Consider the following 19,730-nt stretch of genomic DNA (forward strand, 5'->3'; position numbering starts at 1 on the left):
GGTATTATGCGTGAGATGGCCGGTATTGGATTGGATCGTCGGCATCGGGCTGGGCAAGCTCCTCTTCGACAGGTTCGGGTTTGACAAACATGTAATAGAGCACCGGCACGACAAACAATGTCAAAATCATCGACACCATCAGCCCGAATGCCAGTACGCTGCTGAGCGGTGACCACATCGGGGACCGGCTGATAATCATCGGGATCACACCGACAGCCGCTGCGGATGAAGTCAAAAAGATGGGACGCATCCTTCGCTTGGCAGCCGCCAACGCGGCCGCTTTGATTGAATAGTCATGGTCGCGGACGAGCTCGTCAGCGTAGTCGACCAGGATAATACCGTTTCTCACCACGATCCCAATCAGAGAAATAATACCCATGAAAGCAGTCATCCCCATCGGATTGTCTGTCAGGAACAGCCCCAGGAAAGCGCCTAGAAGGCTTAGTGGGAAAGTGGCAAGGATTATGAGTGTTTTCTTGAAATTCTTGAATTGGAAAAGCAATGTCAAAAAGATCAGCATCAGGCTTACACCCAGCGAAAGGCCCATTCCAGGCGCATTTTCCATACTTCCTTCAATTTCACCCCCATACTGGATCGTTGTCCCTTCCGGAAGGTCGAGTGCTGCGATCTTGGGCTGGATAGCCGCCTGGATTTTTGAGGCGCGTACACCCAATTGCGCTTCGGCAGTAACACTCAATGTGCGCAGCCCATTTCTGTGAGCGATCTTCCCAGTATGCCATTCCGGTACAAGCTCAGCCACTTCATTCAGCGGCACCTTACCGCCAAACTGTGTAGAGATGTACAGACCCGAGAGATCATTAAAATCCCTTCTGTTTTCCGGGGCAAGTCGAAGGAAAATATCAACAGGCTTATCCCCTTCCCAGATCGTAGAAACGGCAAAGCCTTTCAACAATGCGCCCAGGGTCTGGGTGATGGCCTGCTTGGAGACGCCGAGCCTGCGCGCAATGTCCTCTTTAATTTTAATGGTTACACCGAAATTGTCTTCTTCATAGTCGTTGCGGATAAAGTTTGCCCCTTTCTCCTGCCGGAGGATTTCCTGCACCCTCTCGGCGACGGCCTTCTGGTCATTGATATCGTCGGAAATCACTCTTACTTCGATCGGGGATGTTGCCTGCATGCTCAGCTGTCGGATCTTCACCTCACCATCGGGGAGCTGGTTGGCAAACTTGACCAGGTATTCCTTGGCCATTTCGTCGGTTGCCTTCTCGCTCTGAGTGGTGATGAATATCTGGGCGAAATTCCTTCTCGGCGTTTCGGGCGCATAAGTAATGTGGAACCGCGGGGAGCTGCTGCCGATAAAGCTGGCTACGCCCACTACCCTGCTATCCTGTTTCAATGTCTTTTCAATATCCTTCACTACCTGCTCAGTCACAGTCAGCGCAGTACCATTGGGCAGCCATACTTCCATATTAAACTGGTTCCGTTCCGAAACCGGAAAGAATTCCTGCTCCACATTTGTCGCCACCACCAGGGCCATCACAACCGACAGCAAAGCAGCGGCCATAGTCAACTTCGGCCACCGGAAGCATGCCTCGACGGCTGTGTTAAACCCATCCTGCAACCGGTCCAACAATGTCTTTTTGATCGGGCGGTCCGAAACATTGTGCTTCAACCCCTTTTTAATGAAAAGGTAGCAGGTATAAGGCGTTACCAGCAGCGCTACGGCCATGGATGCCGCCAAGGCAACGGCAACAGTTGCCGGCAAGGCTGCAATGAAATCTTTGGCAATCCCGCTCATAAAGAACGCCAAAGGCGCAAAGGCAAAAATGATTGCCAGCGTGGCCGTAAAGATGGGTAAGGAAAGCTGAGTAGCAGCCTGCCAGGCCGCCGTCCACGGCGTTACGCCCTCGTCGAGCTTTTCGATGTAATTATCCACCACCACGATCGCATTGTCGACGACCATGCCCATGACGATGATCAGCGCGACCAGCGTCACCTGATGCAATTCGATACCTATGATATTGATAATACCAAAAGTAATCGCGATCGAAATAGGCGCAGCCAGCGAGGCGATAGCCGCAACACGGAACGGCAACAGTAGCATGATCACAATGAGCACGGTACCAATGGCGATCCCGAATTCAACCATGAAGTGACTGATACTGTTCCCAACAACTTCCGGCTGATTGACAATCGCATTGACATTGACATCCTCGGGAAAAGTCGATTTTACTTCTGCCATTTTCGCCTCCACCTCCTTACCGAACGCGACGATGTTATTGCCCGGCTGCATTTCAACGGTCAGCATCATCACTTTGTCCTCACCTACACGTATATACGACGTGGTTTCCTCATAGCGTCTTTCAATTTTAGCAACGTCTTTCAGCCTGACGACTGTGCCGTCTGTATTGGTATAAACGATCTGGTTGGCGATATCCTGCTCGCTTTTCAGGCTGCTGCCTGCAAAGACGGGTACATTGTTGGCCGACACGGTCAGCTCGCCAGCGTAGCCCGTCACGTTTTGCGATTGCAGCGCTCCTACGATGGCGGTCATATCAAAACCATACTGGCGCATTTTGTGATCGTCGACCGAGACATAGATCTGTTGCCTTTGTCCACCGGAACGGTTGATTTTCGAAACCGTCGGGATGGTTTTCAGGCCATCTTCAAGTTTGTCAAGATAGTCCTCCACCTCCGCGTAGCTACGCGTGGGCGAGGAAACCGTGATGATCTGGGCAACCACATCACCAAAGTTCCCGTTCACGATCGGGCCAACTACACCCTGGGGAAGTACACCGGCCATATTCATATTCAGGCCGTGTTGCAGGGTGCTCCAAAACTTCTTGACATCCTTCACTTCCGGATGCAGCTCGACGGTGATGAAGACCTGGCCGTCCTTGGTGGCCGATTTTGTTTTTTCCTTGCGGACCTCCTCAAAGGAGAACAGGTACTGCTCGATTTTATTGGTAACCTGTTGCTCCATCTGAATTTCGTCGGCACCCGGATAAAAAGCCATGACCATGCCCACTGGCATGTCGATCTTGGGGTCTTCGCTACGGGGCATTGTCATCAATGCATTGACCCCCAACAGCACAAGCAAAGTAGTTACCACGAGCGTAACTTGCTTGTGCTTCATCGCCGCTTCGATGAAGTTTATAGTTCGTTTTTTCATGTTGTTATTGAATGAATGTATCCAAAAGCGGGCCCGCTACAAGGTGATCGGCGCACCGTCCTTTAATTTCGTCTGCCCTGTTACAACTACCTTATCGCCCTGCTGCAAACCTTCGCTTACCACAATGTCTGTCCCCCGAAGCTCCCTTGCCGTGATACGCCTTTTAATGGCGCGGTTTGTATTGGTTGCCACAAAAACATAAGTGATATCGTTAGCATCCCTTACGACAGCGGTAGCCGGGATCGTAATGGCGGCGTTGCTCTTCCCGGTCCCGATTTCAGTATCAGTGATCATTCCGGGCAGCAGCTTTCCTTCCGGGTTGGGAAGCTGAATCTTAACTGTGTACGTCTTAGCTACCGCGTCGGCAATTGGATTAATGATTGCAATTTTACCGACCACCTGCGTACCGAGCGTAGGTATAGCTACCTGCGCAGATTGCCCCTTTTGTATCTTGCCGATTTCACTCTCTGGAACTGTGATCCTGGCGTACACCTTGCTTAGATTAATAATGGTGAATGCCGGAACACCAGGGGCGACGGTTGCCCCCTTCTCGATATTTTTGGCAGAAATTACGCCTGAAACAGGTGCGTAAAGCTTGGAATCTTTAACCCTTTTAAGCGCCAGGTTCTTGTTTGCGCGGGCCTGGGCCACTTTGGATTTGATATCCACATAATCTTTCGCCGGAAGGCTTCCTTTTTTGTACAAACCTTCCAGCCTGGTGTACATGTCCTCTGCCTGTTCCACGGAGGCAGCCGCAATCATCAGCGCGTTGTCGTATTCCAATGGGTCGACAGTCGAAAGCAGCTGACCTGCCACCACGTGCTGGCCTTCGCTTACCTGTACAGATGACACTGTGCCCGGCACGGCAAACCCGATTTGAACTGTACTTTCCGCCTCGATTGAGCCGGAGTATCGCAGCCTTTCGGCCTGGTCTTGAAGTGCTATTGGGCGAATGCTCACTTTGATAGGAGCAACAGGCTTTTGCTGGGCAGTTTCTTTACCGCCACATGAAAGCAGTATTGCCGAACCCAAAAGCCATATGGACGAATTTTTGAGAAATCTCTCCATGAAAGACAAATAATTAGGGATTTTCATTTTGGACTTTTAGACTATTATTGTTTTTTGGTCTATTATTATTCAAAAAAAATTACTTCCGAATGCCATTGAAAAGCAAATCCTGAAAGAAATCGATACGTGAAAGTAGCTCGTCGAGTTTGTTATGGACGATCAAGTCCATTTCCACCCCGTTCAATGAGCTGATGGTTACAAATGCAAGCATTTCACTCTCGCTTTCGGTCAGCACCCGGAATTCACCTGTGATGATCCCAAATTGCAAGATACTTTTCAGGATATTGGCCTGCTTCTGGTCATATTGTTCGCGGTAGTGCGCGATCGTGTGGGGCTGGCCGGCACTGATCGCGTCGAGCGCTTCCTGGATCATGATATTATAGAGATTGGTCATCATTTTCAGCCTCTCAAAGCGCATCCGGGTAAAAACACGCAGCTTCTGCTCCGCCGTGGCGGCGTTGGCAACAGCTTCCTGCACGTCCCCGAAAAATTTGTTCTTTTCAGCCTGGACGATCACATCGAAAATCTCTTCCTTGCTTTTGAAGTAATAGTACAAGGTACTTTTCCCCTTTCCGGCTTCTTTGGCAATATCCTCCATGGTGGTCTTGCTCAGGCCATATTGCCTGAAAAGCTTGTCGGCCCCAGCCAGGATTTTCGCACGCAGTACCTCTTCCTTATTTAAAGACATTTTCGACCAATATTCAACAATGGTCCAAAATTAACATTGCTTTATTAGAAAACAAATTTTGCCAGCCTGGTTTAAAAACAAATTTTTAAAATTTCAGCCCATAGAAACCTCGTCAAAAGCCCAATCACAATGCTGAACCCGATAATAAGGTTCACCAACCGGTGATTGTCCTGGTAGTATATTACTTCAGCACAACACATCTACTAACGGTACAAACTATATCGATGATCAGGCCTATATTACCCGTTATAATGGTAGTGCTCAATGGCAACCTTCGGATAGAATTGATTATGTATCTCCCGGCGCGCATATGTATTCCATCAACAGCTCGGAAATGCTCATGGAGTTCAGTATCCCTTTTTCTGCTACCAGTGAGCAGGCCTGGTTCACCAAAACCAGTGACAGAACCACGCCGCTGCCGGTTACGCTGCTAAGTTTTAAAGCAAAAAAGACAGAAACTCAGGTATCCCTTACATGGTCAACCACATCAGAGAGAAACGCATCGCACTTTGAGATAGAGCGTGGTGCCGACGCGCGTCATTTTGAGACAGTGGGGAGAGTAACCGCGAAGGGTGAAAGTAACGGAATCCAGAATTATTCATTCCTGGACGAGCCCACATCTTCTTCAATAGTCTATTACCGATTGAAAATGGTAGATGTGGACCGGACCTATGCGTTTAGCATGATCCGTAATGTATCTATGGATGGTTTGTCGGATATGGTAAGTGTACATCCAAATCCCGCTTCGGAATTTCTCAAAGTAGATGCACCCAACGCACGTTCTTTAAAGATATTTAACAGCGTGGGACGGAATTTATTCACCTCCGAGGGAGCTGCCCCTGGCCGGATCGACATCAGGAGCTTTCCTGAGGGAATCTACATTGTGCAGGTGGTACAGCAAAGCGGTAATGTAAAAGTTACCAAAATAGTTGTGATGAAATGATTGGCTTTACCCGCTTAATGGTAGGATTATGGTGCGATTAAAGGTTCCTCTTTCTTTCCTCTCTTGTGTTTCACAGCATCGAACTTTTGGAGTTTTGAACTAGATAACTTAGTATGATGAATAAAGTCAAGGATGGCCTGAGCCCCTCCCAGGTTTTCAGACGGTTGAAAGTAGAGTTTCCGGTGGAGGAGGTCATAATGATGTCCGGATGGCATCAAGTGAAGAGCGGAGCGTGCCGCTAAAATGGTTCCCCGGACTTCTTAACGCTTCCCAGGCAGAGCGCGAGCAGTTCGAGCTTTCTGCTTTTGGGATCCATTGGCCGGACCTCGATGAAGATTTAAGTTTTGAAGGCTTTATTACCTATTCAAACAACTAATGCCAAAGCTGGTAGTACTTCCCAAACCTTCCAATATCAGTACATCAGGCCTCTCCCACACCGAAAGAAAAACGTTATAGGCGATTTCAACAGCAATATCCCTGTCGCCTACCACGTCGAAGCAAATGGCACATAATTTTGTCACACATCTTTTGTAAACGTGCTCAAAAGATTCCCTGAAAGACGTGTCGACAGGTTTCAAAACAAAGTAGGTAATTTAAAACAAGTTGATCGTCGATCAGTCGACTCAAAAGTTTTGAACACATCAAAGTACAGCTCGCTTTACTGACAAAAGTTGAGGTCCTGACCCTTCCGATTTAAATTCAACTCATTTCGTCCGTCTGACAAAAAAGACTGGGCGAAACGCTTCCGACCAGTCTTCTCATCATTGCATCCACACCTACTTCGTTAGCTTTAAGAGATCCGTTATCAATCCGCCGGCAGTAACATTGACCATCTTTTCTGATTTTGCTGTTGCCGGATCATATTTGTAGTAACCGTTCAAATTCATGCTGGAATTGTAAACCGGAAGGTAAAACTTGCCGTCGTATTTGTGTGTGCTGGGATAACTATAAGCTGCCGTCAGCGGTAAATCCGCAATCACTGTCGCAGTTTGTGCATTCAGGTCCAGCTTCGCCCAGCGCTGAACGGGACTGTAAAATGCAAGGTCCGACAGTTCCGCATACTCTGCCGCCGTAATCGAATTGACTGCCAGCTTACCGATCAGTTCCAATAATCTCGGAGGATACGGGGCTGCTGAAATGCAGGCGTAAGCGATTCCGTTCGAATCGTAAGTAGTCCCCAAAAGCAATTGGAACATTGAACTTTGTTGTCCTACCGCATTAACCGGGTTAAAGGCATAGGTCGGGTCAAAGTCAGTTTTGCCGGCCGGAATTTTCAAAATCTGCGGTCTGGACCTTTTCGCAGCATTTGGCCCAAGTTGCCCGTCCAACCCGTACTGGCCTTGTGTACTGATATAAACATTGCCCGCTTCATCCACAACACTATGTTCCAAACCGCGGGAGACCGGATAAGTGGCTTGCTTAAAAACTGCCGTTTTCTCCCATTTTTTTGTCGCCAGGTCCACCACCTCGACAAACACATCCTGTGCATCATAAAACTGGCCGGTTTTGCTGCTGTTCGTAACAAGTGAGGCAAATAACTTGTTATCATTGGGCCTGTAAGTTAAATGCGCATACACATTTAACTCGTTCTCAGGAAAATTCTTGGCATTCGACATATCGATCTGCCCCAGGTTTTCCATCGTTGCCGGGTTAAAAAGGAACAAGGATCTGTTTCCCGAAGTCGAGTAAACACCCAGGTTTTCGTTGATGATCAGCACGGACTGCAGATATTCCAGCAATGGAATGCTAGCGACCTCCACGACGGCCCCGGAAGATCTCAAAATAGCCTGTTTGGACAGCTTGTTGTCGCCATCCAGTGAGATTCCGTAAAGAAAATTTTTATAAGACGTCCTTGCCATGAAGGTGTTGTAAGCCGTATTCTTGGTCAGATCGACATCACCCGAAGGCTGTTGCGGAAAAAAACCGGCGTAGTAACTATAACCAGCCGTAGATTGCGAAATGCTAGACAACAAAAATCCTTCTTGCTGATAAAGTGATTCAGGTTCGGATTGGGGGGCATCGTCACTGCTGCATGAAATCAGTGCGGTTGCAAAAAAAACGGATAGTAATAGATGGGTTGTTTTCATTGAGAATTGGTTTTGTTGAAAATTGTTGTCGGTGGAAGCAGTCTATTGCTTGAAGCTTTTAGCCGGACGCATTCCACTAAAAGCGCGAAATCTCGCAGATAAGCTTTACATTGAAATTCGCCCCCGCGCGTGGCACCAAGTAATTATCAAAGAGCTTGGCATCGAAGACGTTAATCACATTCAGAGAAGCTGTCAGGCCACGTTTTGCGAACTTGTAGGAGAAACCCGCATCCAGGCGATGCTGGACGGGCACGTAAGCTTCCGGCGTATTTTTAATGCTGTTGCCTTTGCCGACCGTGATGTGGTTAAACGGGGCGATGTAGTTGTAAAACAGGTAAACCCGGAAATGATCGTTGGTTTGTAGCAACCCCGGTTTTTGCCATGATAACTCCGAGTTACCAAAAAAATTCGGGTTGTTTGGAAAGTCGCTGCCAGCCAGGAACTGGCTTTCAACCAGTTTCATCTTGGTGAAAGTCTTGCGCAGAAAAGTCAGATTGGTTTTCAGACTGATTGCATTTTTAATGGTGAGTGCCATGTCACCTTCCACACCCAACGTCCGCACCTGGTCCGCATTGTCGTATCTTCGGATCACGCCATTTCCTATGAAAATGATGTCGTGCTGGCTCCGATAAAACCCGTTAATGTTCGCAGCAATGTTTAAAAACTTACTGACCGGCTTGCTGATTACAACACCAATATTGAGATTATCGCTGCTTTCCGGCAACAAATCTGTATTACGGACGATATCTGCCCCGTTGCCTACAAACTGGGCAAACTGCGGGATCAGATAACCTTTTTCAAAAGATGCGCGGGTAAAAATACCTTCGGCTATATCATACTTGAGCGCCGTATTCCAGCCCCAGATGCCATCCTTCTTTTTGACCAGCTCAAATGTGTTATTCTCTGCCCCATCCAGCAGATAATCATACCTTTTAATGGCTGCAGAAAAGGTTAGCCGGTTCAGAAACAAGCCCTCATACTGCGCTCCGGCCACATTTTTGGTCAGATATTGCGGAATACGCAGGTAATCCTGCATTGGATCGGCTTCCAGATAATTGATGCCGGTCAGCTTTTGCTTAGCATATAAATTGGAAAAAAGCAGTTTGTGATCAGGGCTTATTTTAAAGGTAAAGCTGCTCCGGTTGATCCAACCATGAATGTAGGTATCCGAATTGGCCTCGTAATATTCACCGGGGTTCTGTCTTCTGCCAATTACTTTTCCACTCCAGCTGTACACATTTCTGGTCGTGTCCACATAATTCAGTGCCTGACTGCTGTAATTGGCGGCTGTGGAAAACAGCGCACGCTGTTTCCAGAGTGACTTTTCATATTTTAAAACTGCTGACAGGTTTTCAGCCTTGTACTTCGCCTCTCCGAAAGCGGTCCCGCTTACCCTGGCGCCGTTTTGCAATTCTTTGTTTCCACCTGAAACATTCACCGAAAGTTTCAGCTCGTCGGCCCAGGGCTTACTGTGCGTGCCGACGGTAATGCCGCCAAAAAAGATCTTATACTGGTCATGGAAGCGCTTGATGCGTTCAATCCGGTTACCATTCTCAAAAATCCTGGCGTCCATTCCATAGCTATTGCCGGAATAATTGACAGCGCCTGTAACATTGATGAAGTAGTTTTTCTTATTGGCAAGTCCGAGGGCAAAATCGCCCATATGCGTACTGTAAGAGCCGACATTATAAGAAGCGCGAAGCGAATTGTACGATTTCTGCTCGGTTACCAGGTTAATTCCCCCGCCTAACGCATCAGTACCAACGTCGACCGGCAACACGCCTTTATATACATCGATCCGTTTCAGGTTTCCGATCGGCAAAGTCGAAATATCGAAGTTAGGATAAATAAATTCCATCGGCAGGCCATCGATGTAGACCCGCACCGCATTGCCGCGTAATCCGTTGATCGAAATATCCGAAGGCTCCCCGAGCGAACTGGAACGGCGGATGCGCACACCCGAAAGCCGGTCGATGACGTCGGTGATCAGTACATTCTGGCTCACCACATTCTTGATCTCCACGCTACTGATCGTGATCGGCTTCGTTTCCTGTAGACGGCTTTGCTTTTCGGTTCTTACCAAAACCTCGTCGAGATCTTTGGTATCGCCGGTCAGAACAACATCTTCAACCCTGTGGCCGATGATTTTGATTTCTTTTTCAAACGTTTTAAACCCTACGTGGCTCACAACGAGCTTGTAATCACCGGCGGGAATATCTAAGAGCCGGAATGTCCCATCTGCTCCTGATGCAGTTTCATATTTGGTATTTTTCAAAGAGATAGAGACAAAAGGCAAAACGTTGCCATCTTCGTTTTTGACTGTTCCGGAAAAGGCAAACCCCTGGCCATATCCAATTTCATCAACAAGCAAGAATAAAAAGAGGAGGGAAAATATTCTCATAATAGATCATTCATGAAATTTTCGTCAAATGTAATTAGTTATTTGTATTTAGTTTAAATAATTTTAATATTTGAAAAAATAAATTTATGACTCAGTTCTATTTCATCTACCTCGGAATGTACTTGTACTATTCCAAGTCAAAATATTACCCAGACGTTCTATTCACCCCGCAATTTCGTAGTACCCGGCTCATTGGATTGCTTTTTACAATAGCCGGATCATTATTATATGTGCGAATGGAGGGCTGGGCTGCCGGGCTTTTGCTTGCATTGGCCGCCAGTATGTTGGCGATGGTTATAGTTCAGCTCTTTGCGGTGTTGGGTAAATTTTATTTCTATGGAGTGGCCGTTGTCTTACACGTTTTATTACTGATACAACTGATCTGCGATGCCCGCTAAAAAGGAATATCTGACAACCCGCGGCCAGCGTGCCCTCAAAATCACGGCGGGACTTTTCGGCGGCTATTTTCTTGCAGTGGCCGTTCACTTGCTTCTGGCGGTCGTACTTCCCTATCGCATGGAAATCATACTTACTGGCGCGTTTTCAGTTTTTTTACTTTGGACAGCATTCCTGATCATCGCATTTCTAATGCGCAATGGCTGGATCGTCTGGAGCATATATCTTCTTTCGATTATTTTTTGCGCAGCAGGAATATATCTTCTAAAATAGCTATGAAGAAACTAAAAGGTTTATCGCCGCGGCTCTACAACATTACTTTTAACACCCACACCGTTTCGGGCATTGTCATCAGCTTTGGGCTATACGTTATATTTTTTGCCGGCGCATTTTCGCTCTTTAAAGATGAGTTTTATCAATGGGAAAATCCGGCTGCGCGGCAGACATTGCTGTACCCGGTTGACTATGATCAAATGCTCACCAGCCTGAAAAAGTCCATCCCCCGATTTGACCTTTCTGAGGATATCACCATCGTGACAGAATCCGCGGAAAGACCTCTGGTGAAGGTTTACGGGCATTTGATTGTACCAAAAGGCAAACCCGAACAACATTACTACACGAACTATTTCCCGGCGAGCGGAGAATTCGTCAAAGATGAAAAAACAACGGTTGGAGAAACATTATACCGGTTGCATTTTTTTGACCAGATCCCCTTTATAGGCAGGTACCTTTCAGGCTTTGTGGCACTCTTCTTTGCTTTCGCAGTGATTACGGGTCTGATGATCCATTGGCAAAATATGCTTACCAAGTTTCACGGCTTTTCGCTAAAAGGATCATTAAAAAATCTCTGGACCGATGCACACACCGTTTTTGGCTTGCTGGGACTGCCTTTCCAGCTGATGTATGCGATCACGGGGGCTTACTATATGCTGTCGTTCCTGGTTTTACTACCTGTGGTCATGGTGTTCTACGGTGGCAATCAGGAAAAAGCGATCAATGATATCATTTCGGAACGTGCTATGGAGGTGAGTGAAAAATCTGCCTTTGCCACCAAGAATTTAGGGATAACCGGCATCCTCGCCAAAGTAAAAAGTGAAAATCCGGAGCTGAATTTACATTACCTGCAGATCAAACATTATGACCGTGAAGATGGTATCGTTTCAGTTTCGCTGGAAAACAGCAGAACTTTCGCGGGTAGCGGCTCGGTGGCAGTAAGGTTGAAAGATGGGGAGTTGATCTCCGACAAATTACCAGGTAAAAGGACTTACGCGGAATCCGTATTATTCGGGATATCCCGACTACATTTCGCGACTTTCGGAGGGCTTACATTGAAGATAATCTATTTTCTATTGGCCCTGTTTACCTGTTTTGTTATCATAAGCGGCGTATTGCTCTGGAAAGAGGCGAGGAATAAAAAAAGCTATACTGACAAACAAAAGCAGTTCCATCACAGGGTCACCATGTGGTATCTCGCCATTTCATTCGGGCTTTTCCCGGCCACAGCCATTCTGTTCAGTGCAGAACTATTGGTACCAAAAGTAGAAAACCACGTTTTTCTGGTCAGGACTGTGTTTTTCGTATCGTGGCTGGTACTGAGTATAGCAGGTTTAATGCTGAAAACGGAATCGCGAATCACCTGGTTTTACCTGTTTGTTGGCGGACTTATTTCGGTTTTTGTCCCGCTTACCAATGGATTCGTAACCGGTGACTGGATCTTTAATGCATGGTCGGACGGGCTTTATTACACTGCCCTTACCGATGCTTTTTGGGGCGGAACGGGCGTAATTTCCTTAATTCTGGCCACGTCAATCAGGCGAAGTTTTACTAGATCACCGGCTCAATTTCATAGTGATCCAAAATTACGTCGCAACGCCACCAAAGATCTCCATCGCATTTGAGGATATATCTGGAAGATTGCTCATGCGAGCCAATTGCCACGCCTACCTACGGTTGGTAAAAAACCATTTGATCGGTTATTCCAAACACGAAAATGATCTATCGCATGACAGGAAGCCGTAGAGCGAAAGCCAAAATAGCCTGCCGTGAACGGTGATTCATCTATCCAATCAAAGACGACTATACCGTCGACTGAGAAAGTGGTCCGTGCGTTTTCGACCTGAATGCTGATGTGATACTTCTGATTGGGTTTCAGCAAGTGCTCCCGAGACTTGTGGTGGATTTCCGTTGGCGGGTACATGGACCAACCCATTGTCGCTTCCCGCCCAGAAATCACCCTGGCTTGTTTGGCTTACCGAAAAAATGTCCTTGTCGAGCCCCTCAAAAGTACGGTGAAGAATATAGGTCACCTTTATTCCACCTTTTGTAACCATAATACTATTTAGGCCGAAAGGCGTTCCCACCAATACCCGGTGATCGCGGTCTTCCGCTATGAAATAGATGTTGTTGTTGAGTTCAGGGTTGGTCTTGGGCAAATTGTGATCGACGTGCGTAAGATTGTCTGTCTCCCGGTTATACCGATCGAGTTCGCCCGTTCCGGCCACCCAAAGGTCGCCTTTCGAGTCGCAGAAGACGGCATTCAGCATGTCGGACGAAATAGAGTTCGAATCCGGAAGAATTATGTAGGTATTTTTTCAGTGTGTGAGAATCATACCGGAATAGGCCCGCGTAGGTTGCAAACCACATGAAGCCCTGCATATCCTGGACCACACCTTTGGCATTAGACATGGAAGCGCCTGGCAGGCCAGCCAAATTCCTGAAAGCCTGATTCTCAGCAAAATGAGTAGAACAGATAATTATAATTACGAGTCCTATCCGGCGAAAGACAAACAAAGTTTTCAAAAAACGTGAGTTAAATTAATCCAACTATAAAGAGCAACTTGATGACGAAGGTGCTCCTACTGAAGACCAGCATAGTGGTCAATCCTTTCATTTGAATCAACATCATCCCAGTTTGGTTTAATTGTACTTCAAGGTGAGCAGGGTAAACAAGAGTGTGTGCCGATTTCTGGGGCCACGTCAAACTGAGAATCACCACGTTGGCTCGCACATCCTCATTTTCAGGAAAGTGATCTAAACACAGTGGCTATTTTGCACATCATCCTTAGTTAACACATTCTACAAAGAAAATGCTTTTCAAGTATATATAAGCTTCTATTCAAAAAAGTTGTACAAGGCAATGACGGCAGGTCGGCACCACCGTGTTTCTGACCACCCTGTACTTGGAAGAAGCTCAACAGCCACGGTTGCAAACAGGATGGTTACCTGGGAAATTATCAGCTGTCTGATTTATCGCAGGGAGGTCAAAGCATTATATTCTTTTTAAGCCCTCCAATTTATGGATTAAGGCCTTATTTCTTGCAGTACAAAATAATTGCTCCCCGAAACATATCATGTTTTACACAAGGGTGGCAGGGCCTTAATTTTCAATCGAAGTGACTTAGGTGTCCAATAGCCGTGTCCATTGGCCGCCTGAGACCTAGCTTGCTCAGATCTATTTTTTCTTCTTCGCTGGGAATTCAACGAAGGTTAGATTTGGTATTGTTGGTCTGGATTATACTTGCCCGCATTCAGATAGTGAGCAGAATTTAGTACCAAAAAATTAGAGGTGCTCATTGAAGAAACGCCTCCATAGAGGCTGACTTAAAGTCGCTTTAATATACAAAATAGTTAAAATCAATAATTTGTTATTTGGTTATTAATACAGAATCGAATTCAATGCATTTTTTTGATTAGCCTTTCAAGTTTATTCCTTTACAAACTTCAATGCATTGCCCAACTGGTTACTGATGAAGTATACACCCGCAGGCAGAGGGGAAATGTCAACCCGTTGTGTGTCTGGCGTGGCTGTGACAAGGTTCAGCACTACCCCTCGTATGTTCACCACTTTCAAAGAAGTTCCCCTGATACCTGCACCCTGTACCCACACAAAATCGCGCGTGGGTACAGGGTAGACGATCACCTTGCTTTCGTTGTCCGGCAATACCACCCTGAGGATACGGCTGTAAGCATAGCTTCCGTCTTGTTCAGTCATTTTCAACCGGTAATAGGCAATCGCGGCGGAATGCGAACGGTGATCAATAAACTCGTAACGGCTTTGGCTGGATTCGTTAGCAGGAATAGTGCCTATTACTGTAAAATTTCGGCCATCGTCGCTATGCTCCACCACGTAATCAGCCATATCCACCTGCTCGGTCACGTTCCATTGAAGCAATATGCTGTTGCTCTCAACTAGCTTACCTTCAAATCTCACCAGCTTCACCGGTAGCGGAGAACTGGCTGAACCTACAAAGAACCCGCTGAAACCGGTTACACTAAAACTTACCTCCCAGCGTCCCAGGCCGTAGTTCCAGCTCAGGTCGGGCGTAATGACGGTAGGTGCACCGGCATATGCGCCCGGGCCGGTTTGTCCGGCTTTGGGTGTACCGTGGTATTGGAATACCCTCGGATTGTCAGTGTAGTCATTATACGCAGCAGGGAGTTCTTCCCGCCCCAGGCTGGTATTGTAGGCCGTGAATTCCTCCTGGGTGAAATACAGGGTTACGTGGGCGGTAGCAGCAGAAGCACCGTTGTCAGGTACTATCTCGTAGTGCCGCTGGACATAACGTGCACCATTATACGTCTGCACAGTATTGTCGATATAAGTACTAACATGGACAGTACCGCTAACCGGAGACATCCCGCTTGACGTAAGGGCAGCCACGCTGCGGCATACATCATCGGCCACCCGGATGCTATAGGTTTGTCCGGGAATGACATCAACTGTAGTCGTATAGCCATTCACAGCAAGACGATCAGCACCGGACAGATGGGCTGCCTGGGACTTATACGCTCCTGCATCTGCAACTCCCACGAGCCTGGTGTTGCCGGCCAGATCGGTGATAAACCCGTTGAGTACGCCGCCGGCCCTATATTGATAGCCGGGCTACAGGTCTGCAAAGTGAAATTACCACTGGTCGTATCGGTAAAAAGCGGGCTTTGGGAAACGATCCCCGCAGACTCTCTTTCTCCGATAATGGCTGCCGCTCCTCCTTCCAGCACACTGAAATAGACTTTGGTTTTGCCCATATCTGCTGTATAAAGCTGGCTGCTGGACGCCCATCGCTTGTTCCCCCAAACAATACAGTTGGTAAGCTCGGTTTCTGCCCTGTTGTAGTTATGTACTGCGCCACCGTTTTCACCGGCGGTATTGTTTGCGATCGTGACATTGATAAATTTCGGTTGGGCGTCCATATTGCTGAATGCCGCCCCGCCGCTCTGTGCCGTATTTTGGTAGAAAAGCGAATTGACAAGGGTCGTAGTACCGGGACCGATATTACAGATTCCTCCTCCCCATTGCGTAGCGCTGTTACCTTTGAAAATACAGTGGTCCACCAGGGGATAGGCCAGGTTATAATTGATCCTGCTAAATATCGCGTAATTAATAAGTTTATCAACTCACTTAGTGAGATTACCCAGCTTAGACATGTGATCGCCTATGATGCAAAACCGGATATCAATCGTATACGGCAACTGCTCAAGGCGGGCGTAAATGGCTACCTGTTTAAGAAGGATCCTGCCGAGGAGCCTGCATCCATGAGGTGCTGGCAGGAAAGAGATTTGTTTCTAACTCGAATATGCAATTGATCTTTCAAAAGGTTTGTCAGAATGATTCACACACCAGCTATTGGGGGAGTTTGGAGAAGGGGCTCACAAAAGAGGAGCAAGAAGTAGCACTCCTTCTGGCAAATGGCATTACGCTACCCATGATTTCCAGGTTCATTGGGCTTGATCAGTCAGGTGTCCTAAAAATGAAATTAAGGATCTTTCGAAAATTGAAGGTCACTAATATCTCTTCCCTGAACTCCATAGCTACCTTTTTTACATCGTGATCCAGCAGCCAGGCCGATAATTTTTTAATACCTCAGCTAAAAGTTGAAAACTTCTGCACTTCTGTGTGGACCTTCCCATTGTAAAGCGCGGCATAGATAGTTTCCTTATGCACATCTAGGCCGCAAACGACAGTTCGCTCTTTCATGCTATACTATTTTAGTGAATCACAAATTTCTCGCAAATCCCTTATTATGCCTAGATCCGCAGGGTTTTTATTCGTCCGTGAAAAGGCTGCTTTATCCTAGTTTGATGATAAAACGTAAGTAACAATTACACAATTATTTTACTGCATAGCCAACCTAGCTTTTGAATTCTACCTCAATTCTTCCCAAAAGCTTATAAATCCGGGAGCTTTTATATTACGTGTTGTATTACTTATTAATCCATTCAAGCAATGGTGGCCCAGCCCAACGCATTTGAGAATACCCAAACTCATCAAGGGCGCAATTCAAGACAACATGCCGAATATCTTCAAGGTCAGATAGAGATAAAATTGATTCCCCCCCTCGCCCTGGAAGGTCATATAGCTCGTGGATCCCTTGGTTTTCAAACTGGTGCACCCAGTTGGTGACTTGTTTAAAGCTTACCCCATAAATTTTGGCAACCTGCCGACTTGAGGTCAATCTCAGGGAAGCAATGGAAAGGTCGATACAGCGGCACAGTGAAACAGTCAAATCGAGTTTTGCCGCTTTTCGGAGCCACCTGAGATTGCCATAAACTGAGTCTAAGTCTCTCTGGTTCATTAATTCTTTGCCTGAATTTTACAGCTACTGATATTTAGAATTAATTGTAACACCAGGCCAGGTATCCGTGCGGAAAGGGCTTGCAGGGAAACCTTCCAGGTTATACAGGTTTCCGTCGATGGGGGAATCAGACCAGCCATAGCGCACAGCAGCCGGTTTGTTTACTTTTGGATGTGATACAATTACCTGATGACCAACAATCTCCGCCTTGGCAAAATAAAACCTACCATCCTGGGCAGCTATTTCAAATCCTTTTAGATAGCCATATTTGTCTTTCACAATCAGTCCACCTTCTGCATAGTTGAACGAAACTATTGCTTTGTCACCTTCAAATTTCACCTTATCATACAATGGCGAGCAGCAAACGATATTCAGTCCATAGTCAAATTGAAGAGCAATAGCAGCGAGCCGATGCCCTACCTGCTGTTTATTGGTTGGGTGAATGTCTTTGGGGTTTCCGATATCTGTTGTCACAGCCATCCCTGTTTTCGGTAAGCTCAAAGTCATGACCTGTGCTTCCCTCAGTTCAGCCCAGCTACTTCCTGTGTTACTGTCATTTTCGGGCCCATAACTGGAAAGCTGTACCCAATAAAAGGAGAACGTGTCATTCCAAAGTTTTCGCCAATCGTTGATCATCAATGGAAAAGACTGCCGGTACTGATAGGCCCGTCCAACATTCGCTTCTCCTTGGTACCAAAGCGTTCCTTTGATTGCAAAAGGAATCAACGGGGCAATCATCGCATTGTAAATGGTGGTTCCTACATTATTCATTAAATGAGCATATTCATATTTTTCCACAAACGAGGGCATCAGTTTCCACTCTGTGGATAAGCTTATTTTCTGCGATCCTTGTTCGAGGTAAAGATCGGTCGCCTTTCCTGGCATTCCTGGTCTCAACCCCGAAGTACCCACCATACCACTCATTTTTATCACAAGCTGATTATCTCCAGCTTTCCACGTATTGGCCGGAATAATTATTCTTCTCAACCCCTTCAAAGTCTCTGATGAAATCAATTTACCATTGACATATATGTCACTTTTACCATCATTGCCGGCAAGTGAGAACACTGATTCCTTCGCGACCCAGTCTGCCGGAAAATCAATAGCTTTCGCCATATATCCCGATCCGCGAAAACTAGGCAAACCTCTCCAATCCCACGGCCCTACCGGGTTAGGAGCATTCAGCCATTTTGAAATATCAGCTGCACCCGTGAGATAGGCTTTTTCCTCATCGGCCGAAGGATTGTGTGAGGTGCTTTTAAAAAGCTGACTCTTAAGTTTGGCATCCATGATCTTATCTGCATCCTTCCAGGTTTTGGGCATTCCTTGGGCGTAGTCTTTGAACACTTCATTTTCCAGCATAGCTTCCTTGCTTATCCAGCCCTCTATTTGAGAACCTCCCCAGGACGAATGTAGAATCCCGACAGGTATTTTCAACTTTTGATACAATTCCCGTGCAAAGAAAAAGCCAACAGCGGTAAAGCCTCCAACAGTTTCGGATGAAGCTATTTTCCATTCACCACTTTTTAAATCTAATTCGGGGGTAAGGGTCACGTTATGGTCCACCTGAAAATGGCGGATCTGAGGAAAATCAGCATTTTGTTTTTCCTGCTGATAATTTATAGCCGAAGACACAGCCAATTGCATATTCGATTGACCTGAGCATAGCCACACTTCGCCTATCAGAATATCATTCACCGTTGCTTTTCCGGATTTGGCGCGAACTGTCATCACATATGGGCCACCAGCTTCCAAAGGATTAATTCGCACGATCCACTTGCCCGAGGCATCCGCTGTTGCCGTTGCAGTCTGGCCCGCCATCGTTACTGTTACTTTTTCATTTGCAGCGGCCCAACCCCATATCGGGATGGATTTCTGTCGCTGCATAACAACATGATCTGAAAATAAACGAGCTAGTTTGATCTGCCCAAAAACATTGCCGTGAACAAATAGTACTACGATGAAAAACAAACGGTTCATAAACGCTTTGGTTACAAGTGAATGAATGGTTTACAAAAGTGCGGAGAGGAGGGGCTTCAGTTTAAATTCTAAACCTAGCATAGGCCGTCTACCCTCAGCACTTTATTGTGTTCTCTAGCGTAAGGCAAAAGTTACGGAACGACTCCCCTTTTTTTGCCCTAATTTTACCCCGCCGCACGCAATTACGATATAGGTTGAAGGCGTGGTAAAACAGGCTGGGGGAAGTTTAGTTTGCCACAGTGATTGGCCAATTTTCTTATCAAAGGCACGCAACTTTCCGTCTTCTGTCGCAGCAATGAAAAGAAGTCCGCTAACGGTGACGACAGACCGCTGTAATTTTCGGTTCCCGTTGCAGGCAAACGTTTCCAGACAAGCGATTCGATTTAAACATTATCAATCGGGTCTCCGCCGCTCAAACAATCCAAGTAATTATTACTCTAATGCGGTTGTTTTATCTGGGAT

The 19,730-nt window shown here is 46.7% G+C and carries 16 protein-coding genes; 4 read left to right on the forward strand and 12 right to left on the reverse strand.

The genetic code is table 11. The annotated features are described in order from the left end of the window. Positions 1 to 4: 4 nt before the first annotated feature. The 3 genes from BP71_RS08005 to BP71_RS08015 form a co-directional block, all read right to left on the reverse strand. Positions 5 to 3,133, reverse strand: a complete 3,129-nt coding sequence (locus tag BP71_RS08005; protein ID WP_496378045.1) for an efflux RND transporter permease subunit — start codon at positions 3,131 to 3,133, stop codon at positions 5 to 7. A 36-nt stretch (positions 3,134 to 3,169) separates the two neighbouring features. Beyond that, positions 3,170 to 4,201: an efflux RND transporter periplasmic adaptor subunit gene (locus BP71_RS08010; RefSeq protein WP_496378046.1), complete on the reverse strand. Its 1,032-nt coding sequence runs from the start codon at positions 4,199 to 4,201 to the stop codon at positions 3,170 to 3,172. 79 nt (positions 4,202 to 4,280) lie between these two features. Continuing rightward, complete coding sequence (locus tag BP71_RS08015; protein ID WP_496378047.1) at positions 4,281 to 4,889, reverse strand: TetR/AcrR family transcriptional regulator; 609 nt, start codon at positions 4,887 to 4,889, stop codon at positions 4,281 to 4,283. 310 nt (positions 4,890 to 5,199) lie between these two features. Between BP71_RS08015 and BP71_RS08020 the strand changes: the two genes are divergently transcribed. Continuing rightward, positions 5,200 to 5,832, forward strand: a complete 633-nt coding sequence (locus tag BP71_RS08020; protein WP_496378048.1) for a T9SS type A sorting domain-containing protein — start codon at positions 5,200 to 5,202, stop codon at positions 5,830 to 5,832. A gap of 208 nt (positions 5,833 to 6,040) precedes the next feature. After that, positions 6,041 to 6,208: a DUF2442 domain-containing protein gene (locus BP71_RS08025; RefSeq protein WP_496378049.1), complete on the forward strand. Its 168-nt coding sequence runs from the start codon at positions 6,041 to 6,043 to the stop codon at positions 6,206 to 6,208. Positions 6,209 to 6,608: 400 nt separating this feature from the next. Here BP71_RS08025 and BP71_RS08030 read toward each other — a convergent pair whose 3' ends face one another. Further along, positions 6,609 to 7,919 (reverse strand): DUF4374 domain-containing protein, encoded by a 1,311-nt coding sequence (locus BP71_RS08030; RefSeq protein WP_496378050.1) that lies wholly within the window; start codon positions 7,917 to 7,919, stop codon positions 6,609 to 6,611. A 76-nt stretch (positions 7,920 to 7,995) separates the two neighbouring features. Further along, positions 7,996 to 10,320 (reverse strand): TonB-dependent receptor, encoded by a 2,325-nt coding sequence (locus BP71_RS08035; protein WP_496378051.1) that lies wholly within the window; start codon positions 10,318 to 10,320, stop codon positions 7,996 to 7,998. A 387-nt stretch (positions 10,321 to 10,707) separates the two neighbouring features. Between BP71_RS08035 and BP71_RS08040 the strand changes: the two genes are divergently transcribed. Then, a complete protein-coding gene (locus BP71_RS08040) occupies positions 10,708 to 10,989 on the forward strand; it encodes a hypothetical protein (protein WP_496378052.1) in 282 nt (93 codons plus the stop codon). A 2-nt stretch (positions 10,990 to 10,991) separates the two neighbouring features. Then, positions 10,992 to 12,614, forward strand: a complete 1,623-nt coding sequence (locus BP71_RS08045) for a PepSY-associated TM helix domain-containing protein (protein WP_496378053.1) — start codon at positions 10,992 to 10,994, stop codon at positions 12,612 to 12,614. Positions 12,615 to 12,634: 20 nt separating this feature from the next. On the opposite strand, the gene BP71_RS08050 is transcribed toward BP71_RS08045, so the two are convergent. From BP71_RS08050 to BP71_RS08080, 7 genes are all read right to left on the reverse strand, one after another. Further along, a complete protein-coding gene (locus BP71_RS08050; protein WP_496379005.1) occupies positions 12,635 to 12,871 on the reverse strand; it encodes a DUF6250 domain-containing protein in 237 nt (78 codons plus the stop codon). Continuing rightward, on the reverse strand, positions 12,783 to 13,259 hold the full coding sequence (locus BP71_RS08055; protein WP_496379029.1) for a hypothetical protein: 477 nt from the start codon (positions 13,257 to 13,259) through the stop codon (positions 12,783 to 12,785). Before BP71_RS08055 ends, BP71_RS08050 begins: the two co-directional genes overlap by 89 nt. A gap of 1,160 nt (positions 13,260 to 14,419) precedes the next feature. After that, positions 14,420 to 15,526 (reverse strand): T9SS type A sorting domain-containing protein, encoded by a 1,107-nt coding sequence (locus tag BP71_RS08060; RefSeq protein ID WP_496378054.1) that lies wholly within the window; start codon positions 15,524 to 15,526, stop codon positions 14,420 to 14,422. After that, positions 15,454 to 16,047, reverse strand: coding sequence for a hypothetical protein (locus BP71_RS08065; protein WP_496378055.1), 594 nt, complete (start codon positions 16,045 to 16,047; stop codon positions 15,454 to 15,456). Before BP71_RS08065 ends, BP71_RS08060 begins: the two co-directional genes overlap by 73 nt. A gap of 869 nt (positions 16,048 to 16,916) precedes the next feature. Continuing rightward, positions 16,917 to 17,288: a helix-turn-helix domain-containing protein gene (locus tag BP71_RS08070; protein WP_496378056.1), complete on the reverse strand. Its 372-nt coding sequence runs from the start codon at positions 17,286 to 17,288 to the stop codon at positions 16,917 to 16,919. Between the two features lie 24 nt (positions 17,289 to 17,312). After that, complete coding sequence (locus BP71_RS08075; protein WP_496378057.1) at positions 17,313 to 19,268, reverse strand: sialate O-acetylesterase; 1,956 nt, start codon at positions 19,266 to 19,268, stop codon at positions 17,313 to 17,315. A gap of 114 nt (positions 19,269 to 19,382) precedes the next feature. Then, entirely contained in the window at positions 19,383 to 19,646 is a 264-nt protein-coding gene (locus BP71_RS08080; RefSeq protein WP_496379007.1) for a hypothetical protein, read from the reverse strand. Positions 19,647 to 19,730 lie beyond the last annotated feature (84 nt).

This window comes from Dyadobacter ginsengisoli DSM 21015 (genome assembly GCF_059568735.1).

Coding starts and splice junctions, on each gene's coding strand:
- BP71_RS08005 (WP_496378045.1), bottom strand. CDS start 3,133: ATGAAAAAACGAACTATAAACTTCATCGAAGCGGCGATGAAGCACAAG.
- BP71_RS08010 (WP_496378046.1), bottom strand. CDS start 4,201: ATGGAGAGATTTCTCAAAAATTCGTCCATATGGCTTTTGGGTTCGGCA.
- BP71_RS08015 (WP_496378047.1), bottom strand. CDS start 4,889: ATGTCTTTAAATAAGGAAGAGGTACTGCGTGCGAAAATCCTGGCTGGG.
- BP71_RS08020 (WP_496378048.1), top strand. CDS start 5,200: ATGTATTCCATCAACAGCTCGGAAATGCTCATGGAGTTCAGTATCCCT.
- BP71_RS08025 (WP_496378049.1), top strand. CDS start 6,041: ATGGCATCAAGTGAAGAGCGGAGCGTGCCGCTAAAATGGTTCCCCGGA.
- BP71_RS08030 (WP_496378050.1), bottom strand. CDS start 7,919: ATGAAAACAACCCATCTATTACTATCCGTTTTTTTTGCAACCGCACTG.
- BP71_RS08035 (WP_496378051.1), bottom strand. CDS start 10,320: ATGAGAATATTTTCCCTCCTCTTTTTATTCTTGCTTGTTGATGAAATT.
- BP71_RS08040 (WP_496378052.1), top strand. CDS start 10,708: ATGCCCGCTAAAAAGGAATATCTGACAACCCGCGGCCAGCGTGCCCTC.
- BP71_RS08045 (WP_496378053.1), top strand. CDS start 10,992: ATGAAGAAACTAAAAGGTTTATCGCCGCGGCTCTACAACATTACTTTT.
- BP71_RS08055 (WP_496379029.1), bottom strand. CDS start 13,259: ATGCTGAATGCCGTCTTCTGCGACTCGAAAGGCGACCTTTGGGTGGCC.
- BP71_RS08070 (WP_496378056.1), bottom strand. CDS start 17,288: ATGAACCAGAGAGACTTAGACTCAGTTTATGGCAATCTCAGGTGGCTC.
- BP71_RS08075 (WP_496378057.1), bottom strand. CDS start 19,268: ATGAACCGTTTGTTTTTCATCGTAGTACTATTTGTTCACGGCAATGTT.